We start from the raw sequence: 25,355 nt of genomic DNA on the forward strand, positions 1-25,355 counted from the left end.
ACCACATTCCCGTCGGAGCGCGTCGCTCTCGCCACAAGACCAGGCTCGCGTTAGGTATGTTCTCAAACAAATGACTATCGCAGCCGCTACTCCGCCTGTCATGAAAGTGAGCATGCGTTGCCCCACCGACAGAGCACCGCCGCGTCGCCCGTCAGCGATCTCCATCGTTTCCGCGGCATCTTCCAGATCGGCTTCTTTGAGCAGTCACGCTAGACCTCACCGGTGACGGCCGCCAGCCTTGCATCGCTCGCATCGGCCTGCAAGATAATTGCGATTTCAGGCGGCTTTCCCATCGTAGCCTCGCGGCATCGTCGGAACTCATTGCATTGTGTTATATACCGTGCAGGTATTTCTGGCCGAGGTAATTGCTTCTCGTCCCATAGACAGGAAGCGCTTGTACGAGGTACCGCTCCAGGTCTGATCAACGAATGGTGGCGATTTAGCGCTGCGCTGGTGGTGGTCGTATGGACGACTCTTGCCGCGTACTCGCTCACACGCAGCGGAAGAGGACATCCGCGCAACGTGATGGCAACGTTAACCGGTTGTTCGCTTAGTTCTTGATGGATCTGTTGCAGGCTTTTGTGGAAGTGGATCTGTTGGAAGAAACGCGCGCAGCCGCCATTCGCATCTTTCGCTCGCTGCCACGCGATGAGGCGGCGTTGGAACGTTTCGCCCAGACCGGTCGTGAAGAACCTTTGCTACGCAGTCTTGCCGATGCCTTGAGCAAGCGATTTGCTCAGAGCACCGTCCAGGACTTCACCGCTCTGTCGTCAAGGTTTCGCCCTCGTCCGACCCCGTCTGTGTCTCCTCCACACGTTGAACCTGCACGCGCATCGACCGCGCGTCTGGCAAACCCAGGGCTTCAGCCGCTGCGTAAGAGAGATCGATAATCCGGCCTTTGACGTATGGTCCGCGATCGTTGATGCGAACGACAACCGACTTTCCGGTAGCCAACGATCGGACGCGCACATAGCTACCGAGCGGCAATGTTCGATGGGCGGCAGTCAAGGCGCCGCCATCGTAGCGTTCTCCGTTTGCGGTCAGATGCCCCTGGAACGTTGCCGAATACCATGACGCCTCGCCGGATTGCGACATCTCGTGCTCGTGCCGAGGGCGACAGGAATCAGATCTGCACGCAGCATGCTTGGACGGAATCTGTCCGCAAGCAGTGAACAAAGCGCAGATTCCCAAGACTCCCAAATAGCGAAGTGATAGCACCATAGACCACCCGTCAGTCAATGAAACGTGGTTCTCAAGGTCTCCAGAAGTTCCCGTTGGCGGCATGCCCGGGTTACGTAACACCTTGACAATATTTTAGGTGACACGCGACGCCCCTGAAGATCAGATCCTCACTTCCTTGTCGGGGTTGTCGACCCGATTGGCACAGGCCTTTAGATGTGTATTGGCTTCGTCGCATATCGGTCTTTACGTGCCCCTGCCCGGTACGTGATCGGCCGTAAACATTGATACCACGGAGCTTCGCACTGTGTGTTCAATTCGCACTTGACTTTAGTCGACCCGAGTGATGAGTCGTTGACGTTGGCGCAACTAATGTAGTCAAGCCGAGATCCGCTTTCGCGTAGCAAAGCTGACATTGAGCGACATCACGCTTCTGTCTTCGCCCTGAACAAGGGCATTCCTTTTGCGGTTCGCCATGCGTGCCATCCAACCAGAAGATCAGCCAATTCCCTCACCGTGCCGTCGATCTGAACGATGTTTTGCAAGATCGCCACAAGGGCGTCGACTTCCTGCATGGGGTTAGCCTGAGAGCCGTGAAATTGCCACGCGCCATCCTCATGGTCGTGTGACACGTACGCGATCCAGTCGCGCTCGAACACAATGCTCCTGGCTGCGATGACTGCCACGTTCGGCGGGTCATCAAAAGCCCACGTTTCATTTTTCATGTGCCGCCGGCCGCAGTGATTACACGAGGCTGATTGTCGACGATCGCGGCACCGATGTCTAACGACCGAAACTGGTCGCAGAACCCGGAAGTTCGTCGTCGGTCGACGATCAACCTCCCGGACTCAACCGCGAACTTCCATCTTCGACCCGAAGCGGGCCGTCAGGGCATCGTGCAGGCAACGGCCGGTGTTGCAAGCAAAACGGACATCCTTCATACGCGACAGGCTGCGGACATATCATCAGCCACCGCTGCACATTGCGCGAGGCGGACTCAGCGAACAAAGGGAGGCGTTGAAGTTCTCGAGCGTGCCCTTCTCCTTGTTTCCCGACAAGCCGGCAAGTCTGCCGTCCGTCGCCACAGGATTACCCGTCGAACGTACCGCCGGCCGCGTGGCGTCAAACTTCCGATCCCGCCGTGTTGGAGAGAGCGGTTGCGTACAGTAGGATCTACCGCGCGAGCGGTTTCGTTCCGCGATCCAATTCGGTCCTTCGCTTTTCCGCGAAGCGGTCATTCGACGTTGGGGCGTATTCGGCCTTCTGGCGCGTTATGGCGGGCCACGCCAGTCACACTAACGTTTTCCTACGGTCACGATCTGTGTCGCCAATCGCTGCTATTCGGTCACGCTACGGGCATGCAACCAGCCGGCGTGCCGCAAGCCGCTGCCAGGAAGAGGTCAGGGAAACTAAAAGACCGCTGTCCGTGGGGCAGCGGTCTTTCTTATGTGGCACTGGTCACAATTAAAACTGCGCCCTGCGCGATCGAAGCGCTTATTCGCTTTGCGCTCATTTGCGCCTGATTGCCAGCCTTAGTTGCTTTTATTGGGCAGCTGGCGACTTTGTGGTCGGGGTCGCCAGCGTGTTGTTGCCCCCGAAAGCGGGGGTGCCGGACGTCGAGCTATTGCTCGTGCTCGTCTGCGGGCGCGAGTTCGGCGACCCGGCGCCCATGCCGCTGTCCGAGTTGGGGGCGCCAGGCGTGCCGTAGCCGCTCGTTGCATTGGCGGCCGGCGACTTTGTGGACGGGGTCGCCAGCGTGTTGTTGCTCTGTGCATAAGCGCCGCCCGACAGCGCGAGTGCGGCGAAGGCCGCGATTAGTGTGCTGGTTGCCTTGTTCATGACCCACTACTCCTTGATTGGACTGGAATTTCGACCCAAACAATCCTTTCGTATTTCTCGATGGCGATCGTTGTACGCTTGGCTCGTGGCGATCAAACTCGAGCGACCGTGCGCAGTGGTGCACGTGAAGCAAACCACAGATCACCGCTCAGGGCTGCCAACGAGACACGTACTCCATTCCTCGAAAAAATCTACGCCCACCTAAAGCCTACCTGGGTGACCGGAACCTCGTTTCGGCCCACGATGCCCTCTATGTCTCAATCAGCTCAAGCGACGCGCGATAAGGCTTGTCAGGCCGGTATTGCACATTATTGACGCCACGCCGTGCTCCGACAGCACGGGATCGAGTCCGTGCCAGGTAATGCCAAGTTTAGGAAAAGCGGTCGCTGATAATTAAGCGCGTTGTTCGCAATGGTGAGTTTCGATTTTCGGGGCTAACCGATTTACCTAATGCGCCCTGGTCCCCAAACTGAGGCCGGCGTGGTTTGCCATTGTGCGGTGCAGGCTACATGCCTCCGCGGGGAAATTGATTGGGCTGCGTGGATGGCGAACAGCCACTGGGGCGGGGGGCGGTGAGCAAACTTGCAAACGAACTCCCCCACGATTGGCAAGAATCCGGGCAGAAGCATCGAACGTCGCTTATTGGCCCACCACTGCCCGATGCGGTCGGCAGTAGTCGGCCCAGTTGAAACGCTCAGGAAGAATCTCCGAACGTCCGAACCAGTGCCGACAAGCGACGTTCGCGGACGCCACTTTGAGTCGTCTCGTCCGTCCCGGACGGTCGCGGCCTCCACCGCCTTCAATCTCCCGCCTCAACTCCCCCTACACCAGTTTCGACTTTAGCTCCGGTGATAGCTCTGCTCGGAAATGCCGGCTTCCTTACAGTCCAGCAGGGCGCTCCCTGGATCGTCACCGGTACCCGACCGCGCAAATTTTTCCATGAACGACGCGTGGTACGTCTATAACACCCGAACGGGGCTGCGCTCAGATCATCGATGACCAGCTGCGTGATGTTCACGAAACGCTCGGAAGGCATATCGCCCTCCAGGAGTTCGTGGTTGTTGATGCAGGAAGGCCACTTGCAATGTCCGTTTCCGTTGGGAGGCAAATATGGACAAGCGATTGAATGAAGAAGGGATGGATCTGCTGTTCCGTCAGGCTCGAACCCACAATAGCTGGCTGCCTAAGCCGGTCAGTGATGACACATTGCGCGAACTCTACGAGCTGATGAAGTGGTGTCCAACGAGCGCAAACTGCAGCCCGGCACGTATTCTGTTCCTGCGCACTCAGGAAGCGAAGCAACGACTTCTGCCGGCATTGGCACCAGGCAATATCGACAAGACGATGAGTGCACCGGTGACTGCCATCATCGCTTATGACGGCAAGTTCTATGACAAGCTGCCTAAACTCTTCCCGCACGCAGATGCGCGATCCTGGTTCGCCGACACACCGGAGCTGGCCGAGGTCACGGCACGGCGCAATAGCTCGCTACAAGGGGCTTATTTCGTCCTGGCTGCCCGCTCGCTCGGACTGGATTGTGGTCCGATGTCCGGGTTCGATCATGCAAAAGTTGACCATGAATTTTTTCCTGCGAGCGCACAGGAGGGCGCCTTCCAGCAGGAGTACTTTCCCGACAGCCACATCAAGTCGAATTTCCTCTGCAATCTGGGCTATGGTGATCCGGCAGGGCTGTTCCCGCGCAGCCCACGCCTGGATTTTGACGAGGCCTGCAAATTGCTTTGACCACCAGGAACCCGGCTTCGCGGGCCTGATCCCCGTCGCCTAGGTGCAAACGGCTCACGTGCTGGCGGATCAGCATGTGGGCCCAATTGCACGGCCACTGCAAAGAAGACGTTCTGGTCCGGTGCGGGCATACCCATACGACTCGACACAAACATGGGTGCATGCGACCGGGACCGACGCTCACGGGTGCCGGCCCCGCATCGCCAATCGTGCCGCCGAGCCCCAAAACGCCATGCCCACCGACCGTGGCGCCCCATGGCCCCAAGGAATAGGTCCTCGGTCCACCACCTGTCTACAGCCATGGCATTCTCGGCGATCGCAGCCGTGTCCTGCAAAGCCGACCGCTGCTGACCTCAGAAGTCGTAATTGACCGAAAGAGCGAGCACACCCGAGCCCGTGCGCTGCGTCACAGGGCTTTGCTCGGCTGAGCCGACGAGTTGCTGGAATGCTGCATCCGCACTGAGCATCCAATGCTTGTGGAAGATCCATGTTGCACTGACCCCGAAGCCCACGGACTTGACGCCGGCTGACGCATGGTACTGGGGGTAGCGCGAGTGCGCCGCCTGCTCCGCATTCACGCCGAAGAAACTGTTCATGTAGTGCGCATCTGCAAAGGTGACGCTGGGGCCCGCGAACCACACGAACCGTTCCGAGCTGCCGGGCATCGGCATGTATGCGCCGAGGTCGCCGACCCAGCCGCCGGCGCCGCCAAAGGTGTGGCGGACATCGGCGCGCAGCACGAGCGGAAACGACTTTGACACCACGTATTCGCCAAGCAGGCGCAATGCGGGCGCGGGGCTGATATCGCCGAGGCCGTTCAGGTGATCGATATCGTTGGCCTGGCTCCAGCCGAGGTCGTATGCGACTGCGACCCCCATGCGCCAGTTCGGCCCCGTCAATACGTTCCAGCCGAGGCCTTCGCCCGTGGACAGAAAGAATCGGTCGCGATAGCGAATGTCGATGCTTGGCCCGGCATACAAGCGATAGCTGGCGGCACCGTCATAAGTCGGCTGAAAACTGACCGCGGGGCCGACGCGAATGCGCCACTTCGGCAGTTCCGGTTCGAACATCTGCTCGAGGAGGATGCCTTCCGAGTATTGCCATTCCACGAGTGGCGAGGGTGTTTGGGCCATGACGGGCGCCGGCATCAGTGCCGCCGTCAGTGCGGCGGCGCATGCAAGGGTACGCGCGCCGTGCTGGCCTTGGTCTTCGGAGTCGTTGATCTTCATAGCAACGAATGTTACCGCGGCGGCGTCCGGCCGAAGTCGACCCCAATGCGGACGGTCGGTGATTGGAAAAGCAGACACTCAACGTCCAAGCTAAGGCCGCGGCCCGTCAGGGACGTCGGCCTTCAGCGAGTGGTTAGGCGTCCGTGTGCCCTTGGCGCCGTAGGACGACATGCGTGGCCTTCTCCGACGCTACGAACTCAACGCATTCGTATCCCAGAGCCCGCAAGTCAACCCCTTCGAACAGCGATTCTCCCCGGCCGAGCAGGACCGGCGCGATAGCAATGTGCAGTTCATCAATAAGGCCCTCACGAAGATACTGCTGGATTGTGTCCGGCCCACCGCCGATCCGCACGTCCATTCCGGCAGCGGCCTCGCGTGCACGGTCGAGCGCCTCGCGAATGCCTCCTGTTATGAAGTGGAACGTCGTGTCGCCTTCCATCTCCATGGGGGGACGAGCATGATGGGTCAAGATGAAGACTGGAACGTGATACGGTGGATTGTCTCCCCACCAGCCTTTCCAGTTTGTGTCCGGCCAGTCCCCACGAATGGGTCCGAACATGTTCCTCCCAAGAATCCAGGCCCCAACATTCTGAAAGCCACGGGCGGCGAAATCATCGTCAACCGCGGTCGTACCGTCGTCCTTGCCGAACAAGGCCCGCTGGAACGTGCGTGTTGGGACAAGCCACTGGTGCAGTTCCGTCCCGCCAACGCCGAGCGGATTGTTGATGTCTTGATTCGGGCCTGCTCCGTATCCGTCGAGCGAGATGGTGAAGCCCTCAACGCGAACTCGTGTCATCGTTTGCCTCCGTTTAGACGCCTAACGTAATGTGGACAGCAAAGCTGCATGGTTTGCCGGAATTATGCGAAATATTCTGGCAGCGCATTTTTGCTTAACCATATGTCTTTAAGAGAAATTTTCTGAATTTGTAAGCTGGCATACAGCAGTAAACATCCACCCAAACACTACAAGCACTCTGATTGTGTCAATGGCATTGCACGGCCGCTTTTGGCCGATTTGGCCACCGACCGCTTTTGGCCGGGTGCCGTCCAATGCAAATCGCATAACAGGTGTTGCCGGACAATGGTCAGAGCGCCGATGTGAGGGCCCGTGCATCCGGCACGGTTGAGCCGCTCCGCGAAGCTGTGGATGTGCGTCGAACTCATGCAGGAATATTTCGCGCGCGTGGCGCGAGGCGTCATATAGACGTAGCTCAGGCGGCAACAGGCGTGTGGTGTTCCCGCTTGCCGGCATGGTGCTTGACGGTCTGCCGGTGCGCGCCGGACGCCGAACCTGTCCGGTACGATGCGAACCGCACCTTGACGCGATGCGAATGCGCGAGTATCGAATGGTGATGATGCGGCCGGGCGCTTGCGTAATGGGGCGGCTCGACGACCGGCGTTTCGTCGCCGTTCAGCCACCGGCGTATCGTGACGAGATCGGTGGAGCGGCCCCATGATGTTCGCGAGCCGAGCAGCGCAATCATCACCTGGCCATTCGGCATGTTCGCATCGACCACGATGCAGCGCCCCGCCTCGCGGATATAGCCGGTCTTTGCGACCAGAACGTCCCAATCGGCTGCGCGGACTATCGGGTCGGTGTTGTGATAGAACCTCGTCCTCGTGCCGATCTCCTCTTCATAGCGGGGAAGCGTCGTGTATTCGCTGATCAACGGATAGTGCGCCGCGGCTTCCGCCATCTTCACGACGTCGCGTGCCGTCGAGAGATTGTCCGGCGAGAGCCCGGTTGGATCGTCGAAGTGCGTATTGGCCATATGCAGCGCGTGCGCCTTTTCGTTCATCTTCTGGATGAACGCAGGCTGGCCGCCCGGGAACGCACGCGATAGTGCGGACGCCGCGCGGTTCTCGGACGACATGAGCGCAAGGCGCAGCATCTCTCCCCGTTCGAGTGACGCACCGATCGGGATGCGGGACCCCGAGTGCTTGAGCCGATCGATGTCGTCATCTTCGACGGTCACCGTGTCTGCCAACGACTGGGCGCTGTCCAGCACGACCATCGCCGTCATCAGCTTGGTGAGCGACGCGATCGGCTGGACGTCGTCGGCGTTCTTTTCCAGCAGGACTTCGCCGCGCCCGACGTCGTAAACGATTGCGCTACGTGAATGGAGGAATGGCGTTTCGGCCCACGCGACGAACGGCGCAGAGGCGAGCAGTAGCGCGCTGAGGAAGTTCTTCATGGCGTTCACACCTTGGGACAGCAATCCGGTGATGGCGGGTCCAACGTGCAGGATTGTCCCCAACAACTAAACTGTAGTTGCTCATTGCAGGGATGAGTGTGTGAAAGAGGAAGGAATTTTTTGTCCCTGGAAGAACCAACGATGAGACCCGACGCTGGTCCGGCGAGGCCTGCTGAAATAGCGGACGGATGTCCGCGCTCTCGGGGCCGATCCAATCAATGGCCTCGAACGCGCTTGGGCCCGTTTCTGACGACGTCGCCTCGCAAAACTTGGCGATCAACATTCGGCTAAGGGTAAACCCTGAGAATCGATCACACTCTTCAGTCGCGCTCGGGGAGTTCGAAAAACATGATGCGGCCCACGGCCGCGACCCTATTGCTCTCCTCGTGCAGCCGCTCTGGATTCAGTTGCTTGATCAATTCATCACCGAGCAATGCGATAACGACGGCGTAAAGGTAGCCGACCGAAAGGATGCGTTCCTCGACCTCGCCACAAACAGGAAAGTCGCTGATTGCGCTTGAAAAACAGTGACTTAAAAAACCCGAAGCTTTCGCCCACGCCCAGGGATATCCCCTACAAATTGCGCCGAACCGCCCGCGAACTAACAAATATGTCCTGATTCGACTGCAGGATGGCGTTTACGCGCGCTATCCGGCGCATTCCGGCGCTAAAGAGCGGTGTTACGCTGAGCAGGCAGCCTTCGCGTTCGTGAGCCGCCTTTCAGCGGCGGGTTCGGCTGCCATGAGACATACTGCGAAGAGTGGCGACTGAACAGCCCGAGATCGCCGAAACGTCGCTGTGGGAGCGTCTGCGATGGGACACAAAATAACGATCGGTTTAATGCTGCTGTTGTTAAGCAGTGCTGCCCAGGCATGGCAGCCGGTGATCTATCCGATTCGAAGTCAGACCCCGTATCAGCGCAGCATCGACACGGCGATGTGCTACGCCACCGCCAACAAGCAAACGAAAATCAACATCGCCCACGAATCGCAAATTCCGCCGCGCAAACCCCCGCCGACGAAAACCTCGTCGACAGGTATCCCGTCGCGGCCGCCGTTGCCACCCAGCAGCTTTTCAGCGACCCCTATGGGCGCGAGCATGCCTGCTGCCGCGACTGCACCTGCGGCAAGCGCGCCTGCTGCGACCACGGCGACGAACAAGGCAGCGTCCGCAACGACTGCGGCGACTGCGGCATCGTCGACCAGCGCCGGTACCGGCGCCTCGGAGACGGCGGCGGCCAGTGCGCCACAGACGGCCCAAGGGCCCGAAGTGAAGCTGCCACCGCTGCCGGCGCGCGAACCACCGATGACACAGTACTGGGCGGCATATGGGGCATGCATGCAAGCGCGGGGTTACGTCGTGATGCAGTAATCCCCGTTGCAGCCCTGTTGCCGTGCCTTGTTCTTTTTGACTGCGGCGCCGACAGTCGACGCCCGTTGGCGACATGGCAATGCTTAGCGACATCACTTCCGATCAGCATGATTTCCCCCGATGCGGGCACTGCGGTGCAGCGCTAGCCGGACGTTTCGCGTCCTGCCCTGCGTGCCATGCGCGTCCAATCGATTCGCTCGCCGTGCGCCCGGCGCCTGCTTCGTCTACCAAAGTCGCACTGGGCCCGACCCAATCGTTGCTTGCCACGCGGCAGTCGCTGCCAAAGCCCTGGCACGCCTCCTCGAGGGCCGTAAGCGATTCGTTCTATCTGACCTGCGAGCCGGCCACCACCGCACCCAGCCATCGAAGATTGCTCCGCCCCGCGGCCCTTGGCGTGCTATCTCTCGTGCTGGCATTCGTCGCGTATCTCGGCTTCATCAGACAGAGCAGCGACCTGGACACCAGCGCCCCGGCGGTGTCCGGCAGAGTGACGACCCAGAAAGTAAAGCCGCCTGCTGCCACTGCCGCCATTGCACAGCGGCCCGCCGCCGTGCCGCCGCCTGTTGCGGCGCCGCCAGTTCCACGTCACGCGACAGCGACAGCGGCAGCGGCACCGCCCGACGTGAAGCGCACCGCAAGCAGCAAGCCCGACAAACCTCGTGTTGACGTTTCGAAGCACCTCCGAGCCGCGCGCGCCGACATGCAACAGAGCAATTTGTCGGCGACCAAAGCAAGGCTCAAAGCGGCCATCGCCGCGCAGCCGGACAACCTCGACGCGTTACGCATGCGCTCTACCCTGAGCGAGCGCGAACAGCAGCGCGACTCGCTGCTCAGCGTCGCGCGCGGCTGCGAATACATCGCGCAATGGGCATGCGTGTGGCACAACGCCGGCAATGCGCTGCTAGTCGATTCGAGTAGTGGCGAAGCGAAGCGCCTCGTCGAGCATGCAATGCGGGAGTCGGAACTCGCGAGCGCAGCGCCGGCAGATCCCGCGCCCGCTCCCGCCCCGCTGCACGAGGAAAGCAACCCAACAATCCATCATTGAGCCGTCATTGATAGATACGCAGACAGGCAGAACTGCGACCGGCCGCACAAACTAAAACGACTAGGACTACTGAGCCGGCACAGCAAGACACACTTGACGCGCAATTGCCCGCCAGTGGGCTCGGGTTCTCGATCTGATCCGACGGCGGTGTAGCCGCATGGCCGTTACCGTCGGTGTAGTAGTAGGCATCGGCGGCCCCAATCATGATGCTGTTCGCGCCGGTGCCACCCATCACCGGCTGGTGATAGTTGTCGCTCATCGCGTATTGCCGCGCAAGTTGGGTGAAGTACGGCATGTCGCCATTGTTCACGTTGTAGAAGCCGAGCGCGTTCGAGCCTTCCTTGGTGGTCTGGTCGGTGAACGGCGTCGCTGGGGCCTTGCCGTTGCTGCCCGCGCCGATGCTGGTTTCGACCCATGCGAACAGGTCGCCCAGACAACCGCTCGGATTGTCGCGGCTCTTGTGCGACACGTCACAACCAGCGTTGACGATGCCCTGCGAGAGAAGGTTCAAAACCGACTGGCCGTGCTTTGGACTAGTGCGTGTCCGAAACGGGCGAACGATGGCTCAACGAGGATGCTGATTCGGCCGCCGAGCGGATGCCCGTTAGAGAGCGTCGGCTCTGATACCTCAGCACAACTACGCAGGCTGCTAACCTCTTCGGTTCGGAACCGCACATTTCAGTTTGCCGCCGCCGACTAGATTGAAGTCGTTGGGTGGCATCGCAACGTGTCGCAAGGACGGGAGGTTTGACACGGTGATGGGGCCGTTGCTGCCCTGCCGATGTTGCAATGTAAGCCCTGCGGCCAGGCGCCTGATCTTCAACTGAGAGGAAAACTGATGGTTCCGAATCCCGGACAAGATGCGGTACACCCCCGCCTGTCAGTCGCAGTGCTCTGCTATAACCATGTCGATTTTATCGGCGATTGCCTGCAAAGCATCCTGTCGCAGGAACTCAACGCACCATTCGAAGTGATCGTTGGCGACGACAGTTCGCAGGACGGGTCGATCGAGGTCATCGATTCGTTTCGAGCCCGCTATCCGGGAATCATCAAGCTTGTCCGTCACGAGTGCAATACCGGCGCCTCGCGTAACTTTGCGGACGTCATTGCGCAAACGTCTGGTGAATACATTGCGTACATTGACGGCGACGACATGATGCTGCCGGGAAAGCTGGCGCGCCAGCTGGATTTTCTTGAGGCGAACCCCGAGTTCGGCATGGTCGTGCACAAAATGCGCACGATCGACTCGCTGACGAAGGAGCCCGTGAGCTTCCCGCTACCCCACGCCAAACCCGCAGTGTTCGATGCCGAATATCTGATCAGGTCGGGGCCATTCTTTTTTGGCAGTTCCGCAATGTTCCGCGGCGCGTTGCGCAGACGCTTCCCGGTGGAGTTGAAACTCAAGGCGGTTGGCGACGTGGCGCATCTGCTGCAGACACTCTACGGCACGCGCGCACGCTACTTCGACGAGGAGATGGGTCTTTACCGCGTCAACCCGGACGGGATAACTTCCACTGTCATCAAGAATCCCGCACGTCACGAAGCGAGCATCAGCGACATGATGTACACGTACCGGATGGCCGAAGAGCTTGGCATGGAAAAAGCCATTGTGGATTGGGGACGAGCGCGACTTTATCTTGGGTCGGCAATCATGTTTCTGGAAGCGGGCTATTACACCGAATTCCAGCGCTGTATTGAGGAGAGTGCGCGGTTCGCCAGGATCGGGCTCAAGCAGGCAGGGTTGCATGCGATGCGGCACTGGCCACGCACGCTCCGACGGTCTTACCGACTCGGCAAACAGGTGGCTGGCCGGCAGCCTGTGCGCGCACAAAGTTTCTGACCGATACCCGTGCGACGCTTAGGCAGCAACCCGCCCGTCCTGCCGGCACTCTGCCGACGAGCTAGTGAGCATCAACGTTGGCATCCTGTCTTTCCGCAAAAGACGGGATGTAAACAGAGTTCTTCACAATTTAACAGACCCCTCGTTGCTGATTGTCGAGAGGCCCCTGGAGACCTTCGATGCGCATCAATGTCACAAAGCCTTTTCTTCCGCCCATCGAGGAATACAGCGCATTAGTCGGCGGCATCTTCTCGTCTCAATGGCTGACCAACAACGGACCTCTCGTGCGCCAGCTGGAAACGCAACTCAAGCACTATCTCAAGCTCGACAGGCTGGGTTACGTAGCAAACGGCACGATGGCACTGCAGTTGGCGATTCGCGGCCTGAACCTGTCGGGCGAAATCATCACCACCCCCTTCAGCTTTGTTGCGACGGTGTCGAGCATCGCGTGGGAACATTGCCGTCCGGTCATGGCCGACATCGATCGAGACACGCTCAATATCGATCCCGAGCAGATTCGCCGAGCCATTACGCGGCAAACCAGTGCCATTCTTGCGACGCATGTTTTCGGCAACCCCTGCGATGTGTACGAGATCGAGAGCATTGCGCGCGAGTATGGCCTGAAGGTGATCTACGATGCCGCGCATGCATTCGGCACAGTGATTGACGGCGAATCGATCTTCTCTTGGGGTGACGTCACGGCGACCAGTTTTCACGCGACCAAAGTGTTCCATACAGTCGAAGGCGGCGCAGTCATTGCGCGGGATCCCGCTGTGCACGAGAAGCTGATGACGATGCGCAGCTTCGGCCAGTCCGGTAGCGAGTTCATTCACATCGGCACCAATGCGAAGAACTCCGAATTCCACGCCGCAATGGGGATTGCGAACCTGCTGCACATCGACGAGGTCCTCGCGAACCGCAAGGCGCTGTCCGACCGGTATGACGAAATGCTAGACGGCGCCAATGTGAGCGGCATGCTGATTCGTGTCCCCTGCGTCTACAACGGGGCCTACTATCCGGTGATCTTCGAGAGCGAAACCGTGCTGAACCGCGTGCTGGAAGCGTTGCGTCAGGAGGACGTGTTTCCGCGGCGGTACTTCTTTCCATCACTGTCGTCGCTGAACTACGTTGGCGCGCAATACACGCCGATCGCCGACGACATCGCCACCCGCGTTCTCGCGCTACCGCTTTACCATGGGCTCGAAATTGCCGACGTGGACAGGATTGCGCGTATTGTCGCGCGCGAGTGCGGGCCACGACGCTTGCATGTGCCACCGACGCGCCATGCCTATGTGGAGAGGGAAACATTGAAAGCCGTGGGATGAAGGAAGGGGGCGTACGTGCGACGTCGGCTGGAACGACGAGCGCATGGATCCGTTCCGGCTGGAAGCCTTCGACATCGCCGACGACGCTTCCGTGACATGGCGTGCCGCGCAACTTACTGCAATTCCGTCATCCCGCCATCCCGACGCCACTTGCGCCAAGGGCAGCGGATGGACGCGCCGCAAGCCGCGGTTTTGAGCGCGTGTTCAGGCGCGCTCCTTCTGCCCGTCATTCGATGACGGGCCCTACGTGCGCCTGATCCCATCTCAGCCGCCCTTAGGTGTGCTGGCGCACATAGCGCCAACTTTTAAGCCGCTACCTTAGCCTCGCACGTAGCGACGAGGGCAACCTGGCGACCAGTTCGCCCTTTGACCTACCGCAAGCGCTCGGAGGGAGCTGCATGTTCATCTGGCCGATATCCTGGTCTGCGTCAACTCAGGCCACTGACAATTTTCTCGTAGCCGCTCGTGCGTTGTTCATCTGCACGGCGCTATATGCGGGCGCGCTCTTGTGGATCGCGCCGCATCCGCCGCTCACCGATCTGCCGCAGCAGGCCGGGCAGGTCGCGCTGCTGCACGAGTTGATCGGGCACACGTCGCCCTGGCAGGCCGTGGTGCGGACCAACTTTCTGACTCCCTATCTGATCGGCTACGGACTCGCGCTGCCACTCACCTACATCATGCCGGTGGCAGCGGCGCTCAAGCTCGTGCTGACCATCGCGTACTACGCGTTTGTCTTCTTTTGCACGTTGCTGCGCAAACGGTTCGGCGCGGACGAACGGCTCGACTGGCTGTTCATCCCCAGCTTCTTCGGCTACGCATTCAGCTGGGGTTTCTATACCTACCTGGTCGCCGCGCCGCTCGGCCTTCTGTTCATCCTGATCGTGCACGGCTATGCCGCTGCACCGACGTTTCGCAAGGGCACCGCTGTCCTGCTGACCGCGGTCGCGCTGTTCTTCTCGCACGCGCTGGTGTTCCTGTTCGCATGCGGGATAGGCGTCGGCATCATCGCGATCAGGCAGAAGCAGCTGGCGCGTTTTCTGCCCGCGATGTTGCCGTTCGTGCCGCTCGCCATCATTTGTGTCGTCTATGTGATCGTCAGTAAGGAACGCGATCCGCTGCTCGCGCTAGAAACCTTCGCCCCTACCGGCTGGTACTGGAACCGGGCCCGCGTATATTCCTTCCTGCTCTTCAGCTGGTTCACGGAGCGGCGCGACATCATCTTCGTGCTCGCCAGCCTGGCGATGCTCGCCGCGCCGTGGCTCATGCGCGACCGGATCAATCGCCGCGACCCGTCGGTAGCCGTGCCTCTGGCGGCCGTGGTGTTCGTGTGGTTGGCCGTGCCCAGCGTCGCGATGAAAACCTTCCTGCTGTACGAGCGCTTCGCGCTGTATTTATTGCCGGCCTACGCACTCATCTTCACGGCACCTGGTGCTTCATCGCGCAAGGATTCCCGGGGGCGCGACGCGCTGATCCAGTTGATGATGATGGCGATCTGCTGGGCCTTTCTGGGGCTTCAAACGGTACGCATGCATCGCTTTGCCGTCGAAAGCGCGCCGTTCGAAACGCTGCTCTCGCTTGCCGAACCTGGGCAGCGTGCATTAGGTCTCGTCTTCGATGCGAACAGCGCGGCGTTCGACACCAGGAACGCGTACCGGCATTTTCCCGTGTGGTATCAGGCGGAGCGGCATGGGTTTGTCGACTTCAATTTTGCCTGGTTCCTGCCGCAAATCGTCCGCTTCAAGCCAGACCAGCTGCCCGCTGTGCAGCCCGGCTTTGACGACACGTTTGAGTTCGACTGGAAAAAGCACAACGGCCGCCAGTACCGGTACTTTTTCGTTCGCAACACACAGCCGCTGCCGGCCGGCTTCGTCGACAACGGTGAATGCGACGTCGCGCTCGTGCGCAAGGTCGAGGACTGGTCCCTGTACGAGCGGCGCGCGTGCCGCTGAGACGCTCTGACCGCAGCGGAGTTAAGACCATTAGTCATGAGGGCTTGATCGTGAATGCACCGGTTTCTAACGAATATCATCCTGGACAGCAAATGAGTCTCTTCAATCTCGCACTGATCCTCTGCGGCGTGCTGCTCAACGCCGCGGCGCAACTCTGGCTGAAAGCTGGGACCAACGCGCTCGGCACGCTCAGTTTCAGCCGCGAAACCGTCGTTCCCACTGCCTTCAGGGTGGCATTCGAGCCGCACATCCTGGCGGGCCTCTCCTTTTATGTGGTCAGCGTCGGCGTGTGGATCGTCGCCTTGTCAAAGGTACAAGTGAGCATTGCCTATCCGATGCTATCGGTCGGCTATGTGGTCAATGCGATCGCGGCCTGGTATCTGTTCGGCGAGATCATCTCCGCGCAGAAGATTGTGGGCATCGCCGTGATCATCGTCGGAGTATGCCTGGTCGCAAAATCCTGAGGCTCTCTCATCTGGAGACATCATGCGTGTACTGGTAACCGGTGCGGCGGGCTTCCTCGGCACGGAGTGCGTGAGGCAGTTCAGAAGCCGCGCTCACGAAGTCATGACCACGGACAGGATTGGGCCGGTGGACTTGCAAGGCGATCTGTCCGACCCGGCGTTCACTGCTCGGCTGCCGGATGTCGACGTGGTGGTCAACTGCGCCGCGGTCCAGTACGTCACCCCCAACATACCGCTGCTGTTCCGCAAAAGGTTCTTCGAGCGCAACAACGTGCGCGCGGCGCAAAACCTGTGCGAGCGCTATCGCGGTCATGCCGCGCATTTCATTCATGTCGGCACGAGCATGATGTACCGGCAGACCGGGCAGGAATCCTACGACGTGCGCAGCCCGATGAGCGGAGAAGGAGTCTATAGCTGCTCGAAGATGGCAGCGCAGGTCTTCGTGAACAGCATGCCGGGCGCAGCCACCGTCCTGCCCTGCATCATTGGCGGTCAAGGTCGCGAGGGCCTCTTCAGAGGCTTCGTCAAGATGATGACGAGGTTCGGCTTCGTCGCATTTCCAGGGCGAGGCGACCACAAGATCCACATGGTGCACGTCATGGATGTGGCGGGCCTGATCTGCCGCATTGCCGAAGTCGGCGCGGGCGGCTTCTTTAACGCCGCCGATCCGGAGCCCTTGTCCATTCGCCAATGGATTGACGAGATCGCAGACGAGCTCGGCATCTCGCACGCAAGAAAGATATCCATTCCGCTCCTGCCGGTGAAATGCCTGTCCTGGCTCACCGGTTACCGGCTGCTGGCACGCGAGCAATTGTTGATGCTCGAACGGCCGCACGTTCTTTCAATAGACGAATCGCTTGCCATTGGCTGGCGTCCCGTGTTTTCGAATGCGAGGATCGCGCGTGACATCGCCGTACACATCAGCCGCGGCGCGCCGCCGGGAACGGGGCGAACGGGCTTGTCACGCTCCGAGTAATGCTCGCTTGCGCGTGCCGCAGGCGCGTTACCTACCGGACAGTACGACAAATCGCACGCTGACTGAGAATCACGCGTGCGCGCCGCGCAAGCTGTCCGATTTTGCTTGTGAAGACCGTCATCATCCGTTCAATGGGGTTTAAATAAAAATTTTCATGATTTCCATTTTTCGTTTGCCGGGTCGTGTTGTGTGCGAATGCGCACACTTTGCCTGAACGGGATGTACTAGATTGAAAGCCATGGTGCGCTGTGACCAAAGTTCTCCGCCTGGGTTTAACGCAGAATCGTTGGGGCGCGCATCGGTTCAATAAACATCGATTGGCATACGAAGTTACTCGAGCAAGTCCATACTTGCGTGAGAGTCTGTCCGATCGAGTCCACACGCTTAGCTTCACGCACTCCATTGAGGATCCCTTATTAACTAAGGCTCCCTCAAGCTAATAACAATCGCATGTTACTGACACCTTCTACCGCCGGCCCCAGCATTGCTGTGCGGGGTGATGCGGCAAGTTTAGGTTCGGTTTAATCCGCACACGCGAATTGTGCAATGGCATCGCAATAAGGGCAGGATTTGATCTCTCGATCGCGCGAGCCGCGATAGAAATCCAAATCTAAATGAGCCCAGATCTGAAGGTAGAGGCGAGACCGCCAACGGGCGTCAAGCGCTCAGTTGGGGAGAAAACAACAAAACCGGACATTCTTTTGCGTGCTCTATCGCGCTCTGCTGCAGTCAGGCGCGTCCTCTCTCTTGAGTTTGCATGACCTAATTGGAGACCAGTTCCATGAGCAATCGTCATGTCGTCCTGAAAGCGGCAGCGCTTCTCGCCGCTCCCGCATTGTGCCTCACGCTGGCACCTTCGGCCCGAGGGCAGTCCGTGTCTGCCGCATCAACGTTGGCGCCGGTCGTTCTTTTGCCGCACAATCGGCCGTCAGGAAACTTGCCAGCCGTGCCCCCTGCGAGCCCGCTCGACGGCTCCGCAGTCGCCTCGCAGAATCTTCAGTTCGGAGGGAATCAGAATGGCAAGCCTGACGGCGTCGGTCCGCTTATCACCCCTCCCTTCAAGGCTTCCGCATCGCAGAGCCACCTCACAGCGGCAACCATACCTGGCGCCGCCACGTTGAACACTGCCACAGACTGGCCAACGTTTGGCATTAATGCCCAGCGCATCGGCTATAACGCAGCCGAGAATGTACTGAATACCACTACCGTTCCGGGATTGAAATCGCATTGGGCGACGGATATAGGCGGACCAATCCTTACCCAGCCAACGCTGATCACAGGTGTGATGGTCAACGGGGTGGCGACGGACGTCGTCTACGCTGCTACGCTGGGCGATGCTACGAAGAATCCTACGACGCTGAGCTATATTGTCGCGTTGAACGCTGCCAACGGTAACCTGATCTGGCGCAGGCAGTTCACGCCGGTCCAGACACACTGCAGCGATTTCGCTCCGTCTGGAGGGGTCGTCGGCACTATGGGTACGCCCACGCTTGACCGCGCGAGCAACCGGATGTATGTGGTAACAGCTAACGGCAACCTTCACATTTTGAGTCTCTCGACTGGCAATGACGTTGCACCGTTCGTTCAAGTGATGGACCCAAACAATACTGCGCCGAAAACCTTCGTGTACGGTAGCCCAACCCTTAACGGCACCAGTGTCTATGTTGCCACTGCGAGCACGTGCGACTTTACGCCATACCATGGTCAAGTTGTGCGCATATCCACCACGAATAGCACAATCCTGCAGAGGTGGTATCCGGTCGGTAACTCGGTTCCGGACGGTGGAGGAATCTGGGGTCCCGGTGGCGTATCCATCCCGCCCAACCAGTCATGGGTGTACGCTGCGACGGGAAACGCTGTCGCCACGCCCGAAAGTGCCGGCTTTGCGGAGCATATTGTGAAGCTCACGCTGACCTTGGCAGTTAACGACTCCCAAATCCCCGTGCCTTCGAACAGTGGTGACCTCGATTTCGGGGCAACCCCGTTGCTATTTCAACGGGCCTCATGCCCACCAATGCTCGCAGCCATGCAGAAGTCCGGATGGCTCTATATCTATAACCGCAATACGATTGGTTCCGGCCCGATCGCTGGTTTCCAGATAGGCGTCAGTACGGCAGCCGGAAGCTTCATTGGTATTCCCGCATTCGATCCCGTACTTAACCAGATTTACGTGAATAACCCCGTGGACTCGAGCGACGGAAGGTTCAAAACTGGATTGGTCGCACTTTCCGTCAATTCGGATTGCTCCATCGGAGCTCGCCAGCTTCTCAGCGCGGGCACCTCCAGTGGCGATAATCCTTCCATTCCTCCCGTTGCGGCAAATGGCGTTGTGTACTACGCCAATGGCGTGGGAAGCGAGCTCCGCGCGGTTGACGCGGTAAGTGGCACGGAGCTTTGGAACTCGAATCTGTCAACTGTAACTGATCATATAACCAAAGGTATCTTTGCCTCTCCATCGGTCGTGAATGGGCAGGTCTTTGTAGCGGGTTATGACCACAAGATCCATGCGTACGGCTTGTAACCGTTAGTACTGTGCGGGCGCGGCGTCTGGCCAGGCTGGGCGCCCGCGTACGACGCATCGTCATTCAGCAATCCGAACACACCCCGACCATTGCAAATTGCCGGCGCCGCGGCAGCGCGGGAGCTGGTTTCCCTGTGGGCGGGTGCGCTCCTGCGGCAGGCGGCCGAGCTCTTGACGCACGCGCCGCTCATCTCGTTTTTCTCCAGGGGGCCTACTTCCAGGGACCTTCCACAGTATCTAGTGGGGTCGCAATCGCGTCCCGTTCGCGCGGCACAACGATGGGTCGATCCTGACTGCATGGCTGCGAAAGCGCATGCAAGAGTACTGATGAAAGAGTCGCGCACACCAGAAACGCAAACGGCATCATCAACAAGCTCAGGTTGCGCAATTCGTCGTCGAAGCAAAACGCGAGAAACAGGGGCGTAGTAATCGCGGCCGCTATCCATGCTTGCTGGCGCGCGGCTGGTGGCAGTCGCCGCCAGCCGGTCTTCACCACTATCCCGACCAGAAGCAGGTGGATGACATGGAAACCCTTTGTTGTCGGCACGCCATAATTTATCTCCGTTCTTAAGTAGTTAATCGGGTTGAGTAGAAACCGCAGGTGCTCACCCAACCGATATATCATCATGCCGCCCGTATTCCCCAAATAGCGATGCTTCAGGGCAATGTTGACAGCTGCGGCGATCGCCAACAGCACGCCAATCAGCAGCAGTGACCACTTGCGCGAATAGCGCATCGCGACGAACGGGTACAGAGTCAGCACAAACAATAGGTAGGACTCTTTATTAAGTGTGGCAAGCGCAACCACTACGGCAAGCGCAACGGGCCGTCGTTTCAGCGTCAGCCAGATCCCAAGCGCCATAAACAACAGTTCCGGCATATCGTAAAAGTAGCCGCCCTCCGTCAGGATGAGCGGCATCATTGCGGCGATAACGACGGGCGTAAGCGTCGCAGCGACCCTGTCGCCGAGGATTTCGATACAGACTGCACGAAGCACGAACAACGCAGCAAAAAGAGAGAGAAACGTCATTCCATAGACAAGAAAGTAGCGCAGCGCGTATTGGGGGTCGGTCGCATCTGACGCACCGGGAAAATACCGTTGAACAGGATTGGAGAAAGGCGGCCTTTCGACGAGCTTGTCAAGGAACGCGCGCTTTGCCTCTTGCGGGATTACGCTGTCGAGCAGGTTGGCCGTCGCCGGCAGCAATTGCCGATAGACGAACGGTCTCTCCACCGTACCGTCAAGCACCAGCGGAAGCGAAAACGGGCTGTTATCGCGAAAATGCCATTTGGTGAAAAAGCCGCCAAACGACGCTGCCGCGGCAATGTAATAGACGAAGACTAGTAGGATCCATGCGCTTGTTCGGGTCGGGACCGCTCGGTTCGGCATCACCTTCTCCTTGTCCAAAGACATTCATTTCGAATCGTCGGCGCGGGCATGCTGGCCAAGCTGCTACACCACCACGCTACGCCACGCCGCGAGACGGCGCGCTGCCGGAAAGTTTAACTACTGCGGCGCAGCAAAACGGTGTGTTTCCGTACAGATGGGTTGGATCCTTCCTCGCTAGTCTGCCCTCAAGCGCGGCGCACGTGTTGTCACGTGCCCCGCTTGTCCTGTGCCGCGATGGAGGCGGCGCCTCACTTTCTTCTATGGGTGCCTGCCATGTCGACCCCCGTTATTCCGCTATGCGTTGATCTCGACGGGACGCTTACCCGGACTGATCTGCTAGTCGAATCGTTGCTGGAGTTACTGAAGCGCAATCCTTTGTATGTCTTCATGTGCCTGCGGTGGCTCCTGCGCGGCAAGGGTTATATGAAGGAGCAGATCGCGAAGCGGGTATCGATTGACGTCAACATCCTTCCCTACAATGACAGGTTGACTGAATTCCTCCAAACCGAGCAACAGGGCGGACGCCCGTTGTACCTATGCACCGCGAGCAACGAGCAGTTCGCGAACCAGGTCGCCAGCCACTTCGGAATTTTCGACGGCGTCATGGCCAGCAATGGTGCACATAACTTGCGTGGCCGCGACAAGGCCGAGGCGCTCGCGAACCGGTTCGGAGAGCAGGGTTTCGACTACTGCGGCAACGACATGACCGACGTGCCGGTCTGGAAACGGGCGCATGCGGCGATAGTGGTGGGCGACCAGAAGATCGCATCAGCCGCGCGCAGGGTCAACCGCCAGATCATCCTTTTCGACCAGGCGCGCACGCCCATCAAGACAGTCGTGAAAGCCATGCGCGTTTATCAGTGGTGCAAGAACGTATTGGTGTTCCTGCCGCTGCTCGCGTCGCACCAGTACACCGACAGGACCGCAATTCTGCACGCGGTAGTCGCCTTCCTCGCCTTCAGTTTCTGCGCGTCAGCCGTGTACCTGCTCAACGACATGCTGGATCTCGATTCCGATCGTCGCCATATCCGCAAGCGTAATCGTCCTTTTGCGTCTGGCGATTTGTCGCTCGCACGCGGCATGACGTTGACAGCGGTACTACTCGCGCTGAGCGCAGCGCTCGCGAGCACGTTGAGTTTGAAGTTCGGGCTGGTGCTGTGTGGGTACTTCGCATTCACAATGGCGTATTCGGTTTACCTAAAGCGAATGTTACTCGTCGATGTATTCTCGCTGGCTGCACTCTATTCGGCACGCGTGCTCGCCGGCGGAGCGGCCGTGGGGGTGCAACTGTCATACTGGCTCATCCTGCTTTCGGTGTTGATCTTTCTGAGCCTCGCGATGGTCAAGCGATATACGGAACTCAATGCAGTCTTGACCCAGGGCAAGAGCGTCGCCGCAGGGCGCGGCTACATCACCGACGACATGTCGATTCTGCGCTCATTCGGCAGCGCCGCGGGCTACACGTCGGCACTGGTGCTTGCGCTCTATATGAACTCCCCGGAGATGCGCGTGATGTACCACCATCAGGGCGTCCTTTGGGTGATTTTCTGGCTCATGCTCTTCTGGATAAGCTGGGTATGGATGGCAGCCTTCCGGGGAAGGATGCACGACGACCCCATCGTGTTTGCGTTAAAGGACAGGGTCAGCCTGGGCGTACTCGCAATATGTGTGGCGGGCATCGTTTTGGCATCCTAGGCGTTCCGATGACGGGGCCATACTAACCAGGGCACCACTTCGGCCACGCTCGCTCCGAGTTGCTGGACCGCAGAACAAACGGGATCACTGCAAGTGCAGCGGTTCGGGATATAACTGGAAAAGATCGACGCTGCTTGCCACCGGCCACGTATATGCAATCCCGTCGGATTTCTGGCAAATGGCCGCTCCCGCAAAGCCGCCGTTGCCGGAAGCTTGGGAGTGAAACGGGGTCGGTACCGAATCACCGGGTCCGGCGATGTAAAGGGTCGCAACGTGACCCTGCCGCTGGATGACAGAAGGCCGGAAGAGTCCGGATACGCCTTGGACGTGGGCGGGAATGTGTGGCGGCCCCGAACAGTCGGTGGTCGCGAACTTGAGTTGCGTATCGTCGTCCCACAGCAGTTCGCTTGCCGAATACGTCGTTCCTACCGAGAGGCGGCGCAACGGAGCAAAGACCCACGTCCCCTTCATGTTGAGGATGACGCCGTCGGAAAACAGGTGGCCTACGACCTTGCCCGAATTATCAACGACGTTCGGGACCGCGGGAGCGGTCACCGCTACCGCTCGTTGCGTGTGCGCGTCGTGTTCTCCGGCCCCAACTTGCTGAGCCGACGCGGAGCAGCAGAACCCGAGCAGCGTCACCCAAAGTGACATGATTTTGACCTGCATAGCGCCTCCTCAGATGGAAGGCAATGGCCGTTGCGGGGCGCGTCCCGCAGCGAGGCACCGCATAGATACTATAGGACACGCTCTGCTGCTGCGTAACAGGCGATTCGCACGCTCGCGCCGAAACTAACAACGGCCCTGTTCCCGGCGTCATTGCCGCACGCCGTATCCTGCGTTAGCCATTTCTCGATCCTCCAAAATGAATCGCACCCATAGTAGGGTGCGATTCACGAGCATCGTTTCACGACATCATGTGTCCACTATTCAGGGACGTGGCTTGAACTACGTCGCGGCACTAGGGCGCCCGACCGTCCAACGCGAATCAGCCGCGGCTTCGTCGAGCACCGGGTTGTAGCTTTGATCCGCCAGCGCCTCGGTCGGGTCGTAACAACGCCGGATCAGATAGATCGGCCTTTGCTTCGATTCGAAGTAGATTCGGCCAACGTATTCGCCGATCACACCGATCCCGACCAACTGGATGCCGCCGAGAAACAAGATGATGCTCGCCAGCGACGCATAGCCCGGCACCGGATTGCCCTCGACCAATGTCCGCACGACAAGGAACATACCGTATATCACGGCAACCACCGCGACCGTCGAGCCAATGTAAGTCCATATGCGCAACGGCAGCGTGCTAAAGCTCGTAAATCCTTCGAGCGCGAAATTCCACAGCTTCCAGCCAGAGAATTTGGTATTGCCGGCGACGCGCGCTTCGCGCACATATTCGACGATCGTCGACTTGTAGCCCACCCACGCGAACAGTCCCTTCATGAAGCGCTGTCGCTCCGGCAACCGCTTCAGCGCTTCGAGCACTTCGCGCGTGAACAGCCGGAAGTCGCCAACGTTTTCGGGGATGTGCTGCTGCGCCAGTGCGTTGTGGGCACGATAGAACATCGCCGCCGCCTTGCGTTTTGCGAACGTATCCGTCTTGCGGTCGACGCGTTGCGCGAGCACGACATCGAATCCCTGACGCCACTTTTCGACGAGAAGCGGAATCACTTCCGGCGGATCCTGCAAATCGGCGTCGAAAGGGACAATGATGTCGCCGTTCGCTTCGTCCAGACCTGCCGTTAATGCGGATTCCTTACCGAAGTTGCGCGACAGCTCGACGATCTTCACCTTGCCGTAACGCCGACGTAGCATTTGCAGCTTTGCAAGAGTATCGTCGCGGCTGCCGTCATCTACGCAGACGATTTCGAAGTCGAGATTCTCCAGGCCAGCCAGCACGGGCACGACCCTCGCAAAGAGATGCTCTGCGGAATCTTCTTCGTTATAAAAGGGCACAACCAGTGAGAGCAGCATGGTAGTCGTCATCTCGCAAGTGGCGGCGATGCGCGACCAGGCAGCCACGCGACACGCCGTTCAGCGCGCAGTCAATTCCGCTGCCGACAGCACGCAATGTGTTCCTACCGTGCGCCTCATGTTTGCTCCGTTCGGTGCGGAAACACACATAGGCTCATTGCGGATTCACGCTGCGGCGCGCCACGAGAGGCCAATCTGTCGGTCACCACGATGGCGCGGACTTGTCGCGCTTACCGGCGCGCGTGGGCCGGAATGACCAAAGCGAATTGATGACGAAGCCAATAACCAGCACACACCCCGTACTGACGCACTGTGCGATGAGATACTGCCCATGCAATCGATCGACCATTGCACTCATCAATGCGGCGTTGACCGCCATGCCTACGGCAGCAACACAGAAGAATCTGGGCGCAGCCCTCGTATGGCGCGCTTTGCTTTTGAATGTCAAACGATAGTTGAGCAAGTAATTGACTGCGGCGCCGGCGGCAGCGCCAAAGGTCGATGCGAGTACCGCATTGGTGACATGCGAGGCGGTCAACGCAATCAGGATGGCGTACTGAACCGCCGTGCCCATCAGCCCCACCAGCACGTATCTCATGAATCGGTACACGCGGCGCATGATGGCA

At 59.3% G+C, this 25,355-nt stretch carries 23 protein-coding genes; 12 read left to right on the plus strand and 11 right to left on the minus strand.

The window, feature by feature from the left end; genetic code table 11:
- Positions 1-756: 756 nt before the first annotated feature.
- The 3 genes from WN982_RS16765 to WN982_RS16775 form a co-directional block, all read right to left on the minus strand.
- Positions 757-1,095, minus strand: a complete 339-nt coding sequence (locus WN982_RS16765; protein WP_341313044.1) for a septal ring lytic transglycosylase RlpA family protein — start codon at positions 1,093-1,095, stop codon at positions 757-759.
- 509 nt (positions 1,096-1,604) lie between these two features.
- Positions 1,605-1,904 carry a hypothetical protein gene (locus tag WN982_RS16770; RefSeq protein WP_341313045.1) on the minus strand — a complete coding sequence of 100 codons (300 nt, stop codon included), beginning with the start codon at positions 1,902-1,904 and terminating at the stop codon, positions 1,605-1,607.
- Positions 1,905-2,721: 817 nt separating this feature from the next.
- Positions 2,722-3,018, minus strand: coding sequence for a hypothetical protein (locus WN982_RS16775; RefSeq protein ID WP_341313046.1), 297 nt, complete (start codon positions 3,016-3,018; stop codon positions 2,722-2,724).
- A 1,110-nt stretch (positions 3,019-4,128) separates the two neighbouring features.
- Between WN982_RS16775 and WN982_RS16780 the strand changes: the two genes are divergently transcribed.
- Positions 4,129-4,761, plus strand: a complete 633-nt coding sequence (locus tag WN982_RS16780; protein ID WP_341313047.1) for a malonic semialdehyde reductase — start codon at positions 4,129-4,131, stop codon at positions 4,759-4,761.
- Between the two features lie 353 nt (positions 4,762-5,114).
- On the opposite strand, the gene WN982_RS16785 is transcribed toward WN982_RS16780, so the two are convergent.
- The 3 genes from WN982_RS16785 to WN982_RS16795 all read right to left on the minus strand — a co-directional run bounded on the left by WN982_RS16785 (position 5,115) and on the right by WN982_RS16795 (position 8,185).
- Complete coding sequence (locus WN982_RS16785; RefSeq protein WP_341315821.1) at positions 5,115-5,909, minus strand: MipA/OmpV family protein; 795 nt, start codon at positions 5,907-5,909, stop codon at positions 5,115-5,117.
- Positions 5,910-6,123: 214 nt separating this feature from the next.
- Entirely contained in the window at positions 6,124-6,786 is a 663-nt protein-coding gene (locus WN982_RS16790) for a dihydrofolate reductase family protein (RefSeq protein WP_341313048.1), read from the minus strand.
- Between the two features lie 415 nt (positions 6,787-7,201).
- A complete protein-coding gene (locus tag WN982_RS16795; protein WP_341313049.1) occupies positions 7,202-8,185 on the minus strand; it encodes a serine hydrolase in 984 nt (327 codons plus the stop codon).
- Between the two features lie 218 nt (positions 8,186-8,403).
- Between WN982_RS16795 and WN982_RS16800 the strand changes: the two genes are divergently transcribed.
- The 3 genes from WN982_RS16800 to WN982_RS16810 all read left to right on the plus strand — a co-directional run bounded on the left by WN982_RS16800 (position 8,404) and on the right by WN982_RS16810 (position 10,601).
- On the plus strand, positions 8,404-8,706 hold the full coding sequence (locus WN982_RS16800) for a hypothetical protein (RefSeq protein ID WP_341313050.1): 303 nt from the start codon (positions 8,404-8,406) through the stop codon (positions 8,704-8,706).
- Positions 8,707-8,998: 292 nt separating this feature from the next.
- Entirely contained in the window at positions 8,999-9,556 is a 558-nt protein-coding gene (locus WN982_RS16805; protein WP_341313051.1) for a hypothetical protein, read from the plus strand.
- Positions 9,557-9,950: 394 nt separating this feature from the next.
- Positions 9,951-10,601 (plus strand): hypothetical protein, encoded by a 651-nt coding sequence (locus WN982_RS16810; protein WP_341313052.1) that lies wholly within the window; start codon positions 9,951-9,953, stop codon positions 10,599-10,601.
- Between the two features lie 4 nt (positions 10,602-10,605).
- On the opposite strand, the gene WN982_RS16815 is transcribed toward WN982_RS16810, so the two are convergent.
- Entirely contained in the window at positions 10,606-11,112 is a 507-nt protein-coding gene (locus tag WN982_RS16815; protein WP_341313053.1) for an alkaline phosphatase family protein, read from the minus strand.
- A gap of 327 nt (positions 11,113-11,439) precedes the next feature.
- Between WN982_RS16815 and WN982_RS16820 the strand changes: the two genes are divergently transcribed.
- The 7 genes from WN982_RS16820 to WN982_RS16850 all read left to right on the plus strand — a co-directional run bounded on the left by WN982_RS16820 (position 11,440) and on the right by WN982_RS16850 (position 19,676).
- Complete coding sequence (locus WN982_RS16820; RefSeq protein ID WP_341313054.1) at positions 11,440-12,441, plus strand: glycosyltransferase; 1,002 nt, start codon at positions 11,440-11,442, stop codon at positions 12,439-12,441.
- Positions 12,442-12,620: 179 nt separating this feature from the next.
- Positions 12,621-13,766 carry a DegT/DnrJ/EryC1/StrS family aminotransferase gene (locus WN982_RS16825; protein WP_341313055.1) on the plus strand — a complete coding sequence of 382 codons (1,146 nt, stop codon included), beginning with the start codon at positions 12,621-12,623 and terminating at the stop codon, positions 13,764-13,766.
- A gap of 43 nt (positions 13,767-13,809) precedes the next feature.
- On the plus strand, positions 13,810-13,962 hold the full coding sequence (locus WN982_RS16830) for a hypothetical protein (protein ID WP_341313056.1): 153 nt from the start codon (positions 13,810-13,812) through the stop codon (positions 13,960-13,962).
- Positions 13,963-14,164: 202 nt separating this feature from the next.
- Positions 14,165-15,715: a hypothetical protein gene (locus WN982_RS16835; RefSeq protein ID WP_341313057.1), complete on the plus strand. Its 1,551-nt coding sequence runs from the start codon at positions 14,165-14,167 to the stop codon at positions 15,713-15,715.
- 92 nt (positions 15,716-15,807) lie between these two features.
- The gene (locus tag WN982_RS16840) at positions 15,808-16,179 is read left to right on the plus strand and encodes a 4-amino-4-deoxy-L-arabinose transferase (protein ID WP_341315822.1); all 372 of its coding nucleotides are present in this window, start codon (positions 15,808-15,810) and stop codon (positions 16,177-16,179) included.
- 22 nt (positions 16,180-16,201) lie between these two features.
- Positions 16,202-17,155, plus strand: coding sequence for an NAD(P)-dependent oxidoreductase (locus WN982_RS16845; RefSeq protein WP_341313058.1), 954 nt, complete (start codon positions 16,202-16,204; stop codon positions 17,153-17,155).
- A gap of 781 nt (positions 17,156-17,936) precedes the next feature.
- Complete coding sequence (locus tag WN982_RS16850; RefSeq protein WP_341313059.1) at positions 17,937-19,676, plus strand: PQQ-binding-like beta-propeller repeat protein; 1,740 nt, start codon at positions 17,937-17,939, stop codon at positions 19,674-19,676.
- A 211-nt stretch (positions 19,677-19,887) separates the two neighbouring features.
- Here WN982_RS16850 and WN982_RS16855 read toward each other — a convergent pair whose 3' ends face one another.
- A complete protein-coding gene (locus WN982_RS16855) occupies positions 19,888-21,090 on the minus strand; it encodes a hypothetical protein (RefSeq protein WP_341313060.1) in 1,203 nt (400 codons plus the stop codon).
- Positions 21,091-21,339: 249 nt separating this feature from the next.
- Between WN982_RS16855 and WN982_RS16860 the strand changes: the two genes are divergently transcribed.
- Entirely contained in the window at positions 21,340-22,761 is a 1,422-nt protein-coding gene (locus WN982_RS16860; protein WP_341313061.1) for a UbiA family prenyltransferase, read from the plus strand.
- Between the two features lie 84 nt (positions 22,762-22,845).
- Here the strand turns inward: WN982_RS16860 and WN982_RS16865 are convergent, their stop codons facing one another.
- The 3 genes from WN982_RS16865 to WN982_RS16875 all read right to left on the minus strand — a co-directional run bounded on the left by WN982_RS16865 (position 22,846) and on the right by WN982_RS16875 (position 25,348).
- A complete protein-coding gene (locus WN982_RS16865; protein WP_341313062.1) occupies positions 22,846-23,430 on the minus strand; it encodes a hypothetical protein in 585 nt (194 codons plus the stop codon).
- Positions 23,431-23,709: 279 nt separating this feature from the next.
- Positions 23,710-24,741, minus strand: a complete 1,032-nt coding sequence (locus WN982_RS16870) for a glycosyltransferase family 2 protein (RefSeq protein ID WP_341315823.1) — start codon at positions 24,739-24,741, stop codon at positions 23,710-23,712.
- Positions 24,742-24,931: 190 nt separating this feature from the next.
- Positions 24,932-25,348, minus strand: coding sequence for a GtrA family protein (locus WN982_RS16875; RefSeq protein WP_341313063.1), 417 nt, complete (start codon positions 25,346-25,348; stop codon positions 24,932-24,934).
- Positions 25,349-25,355: the final 7 nt, after the last annotated feature.

The organism is Paraburkholderia sp. IMGN_8 (genome assembly GCF_038050405.1).
GTDB lineage: Bacteria > Pseudomonadota > Gammaproteobacteria > Burkholderiales > Burkholderiaceae > Paraburkholderia.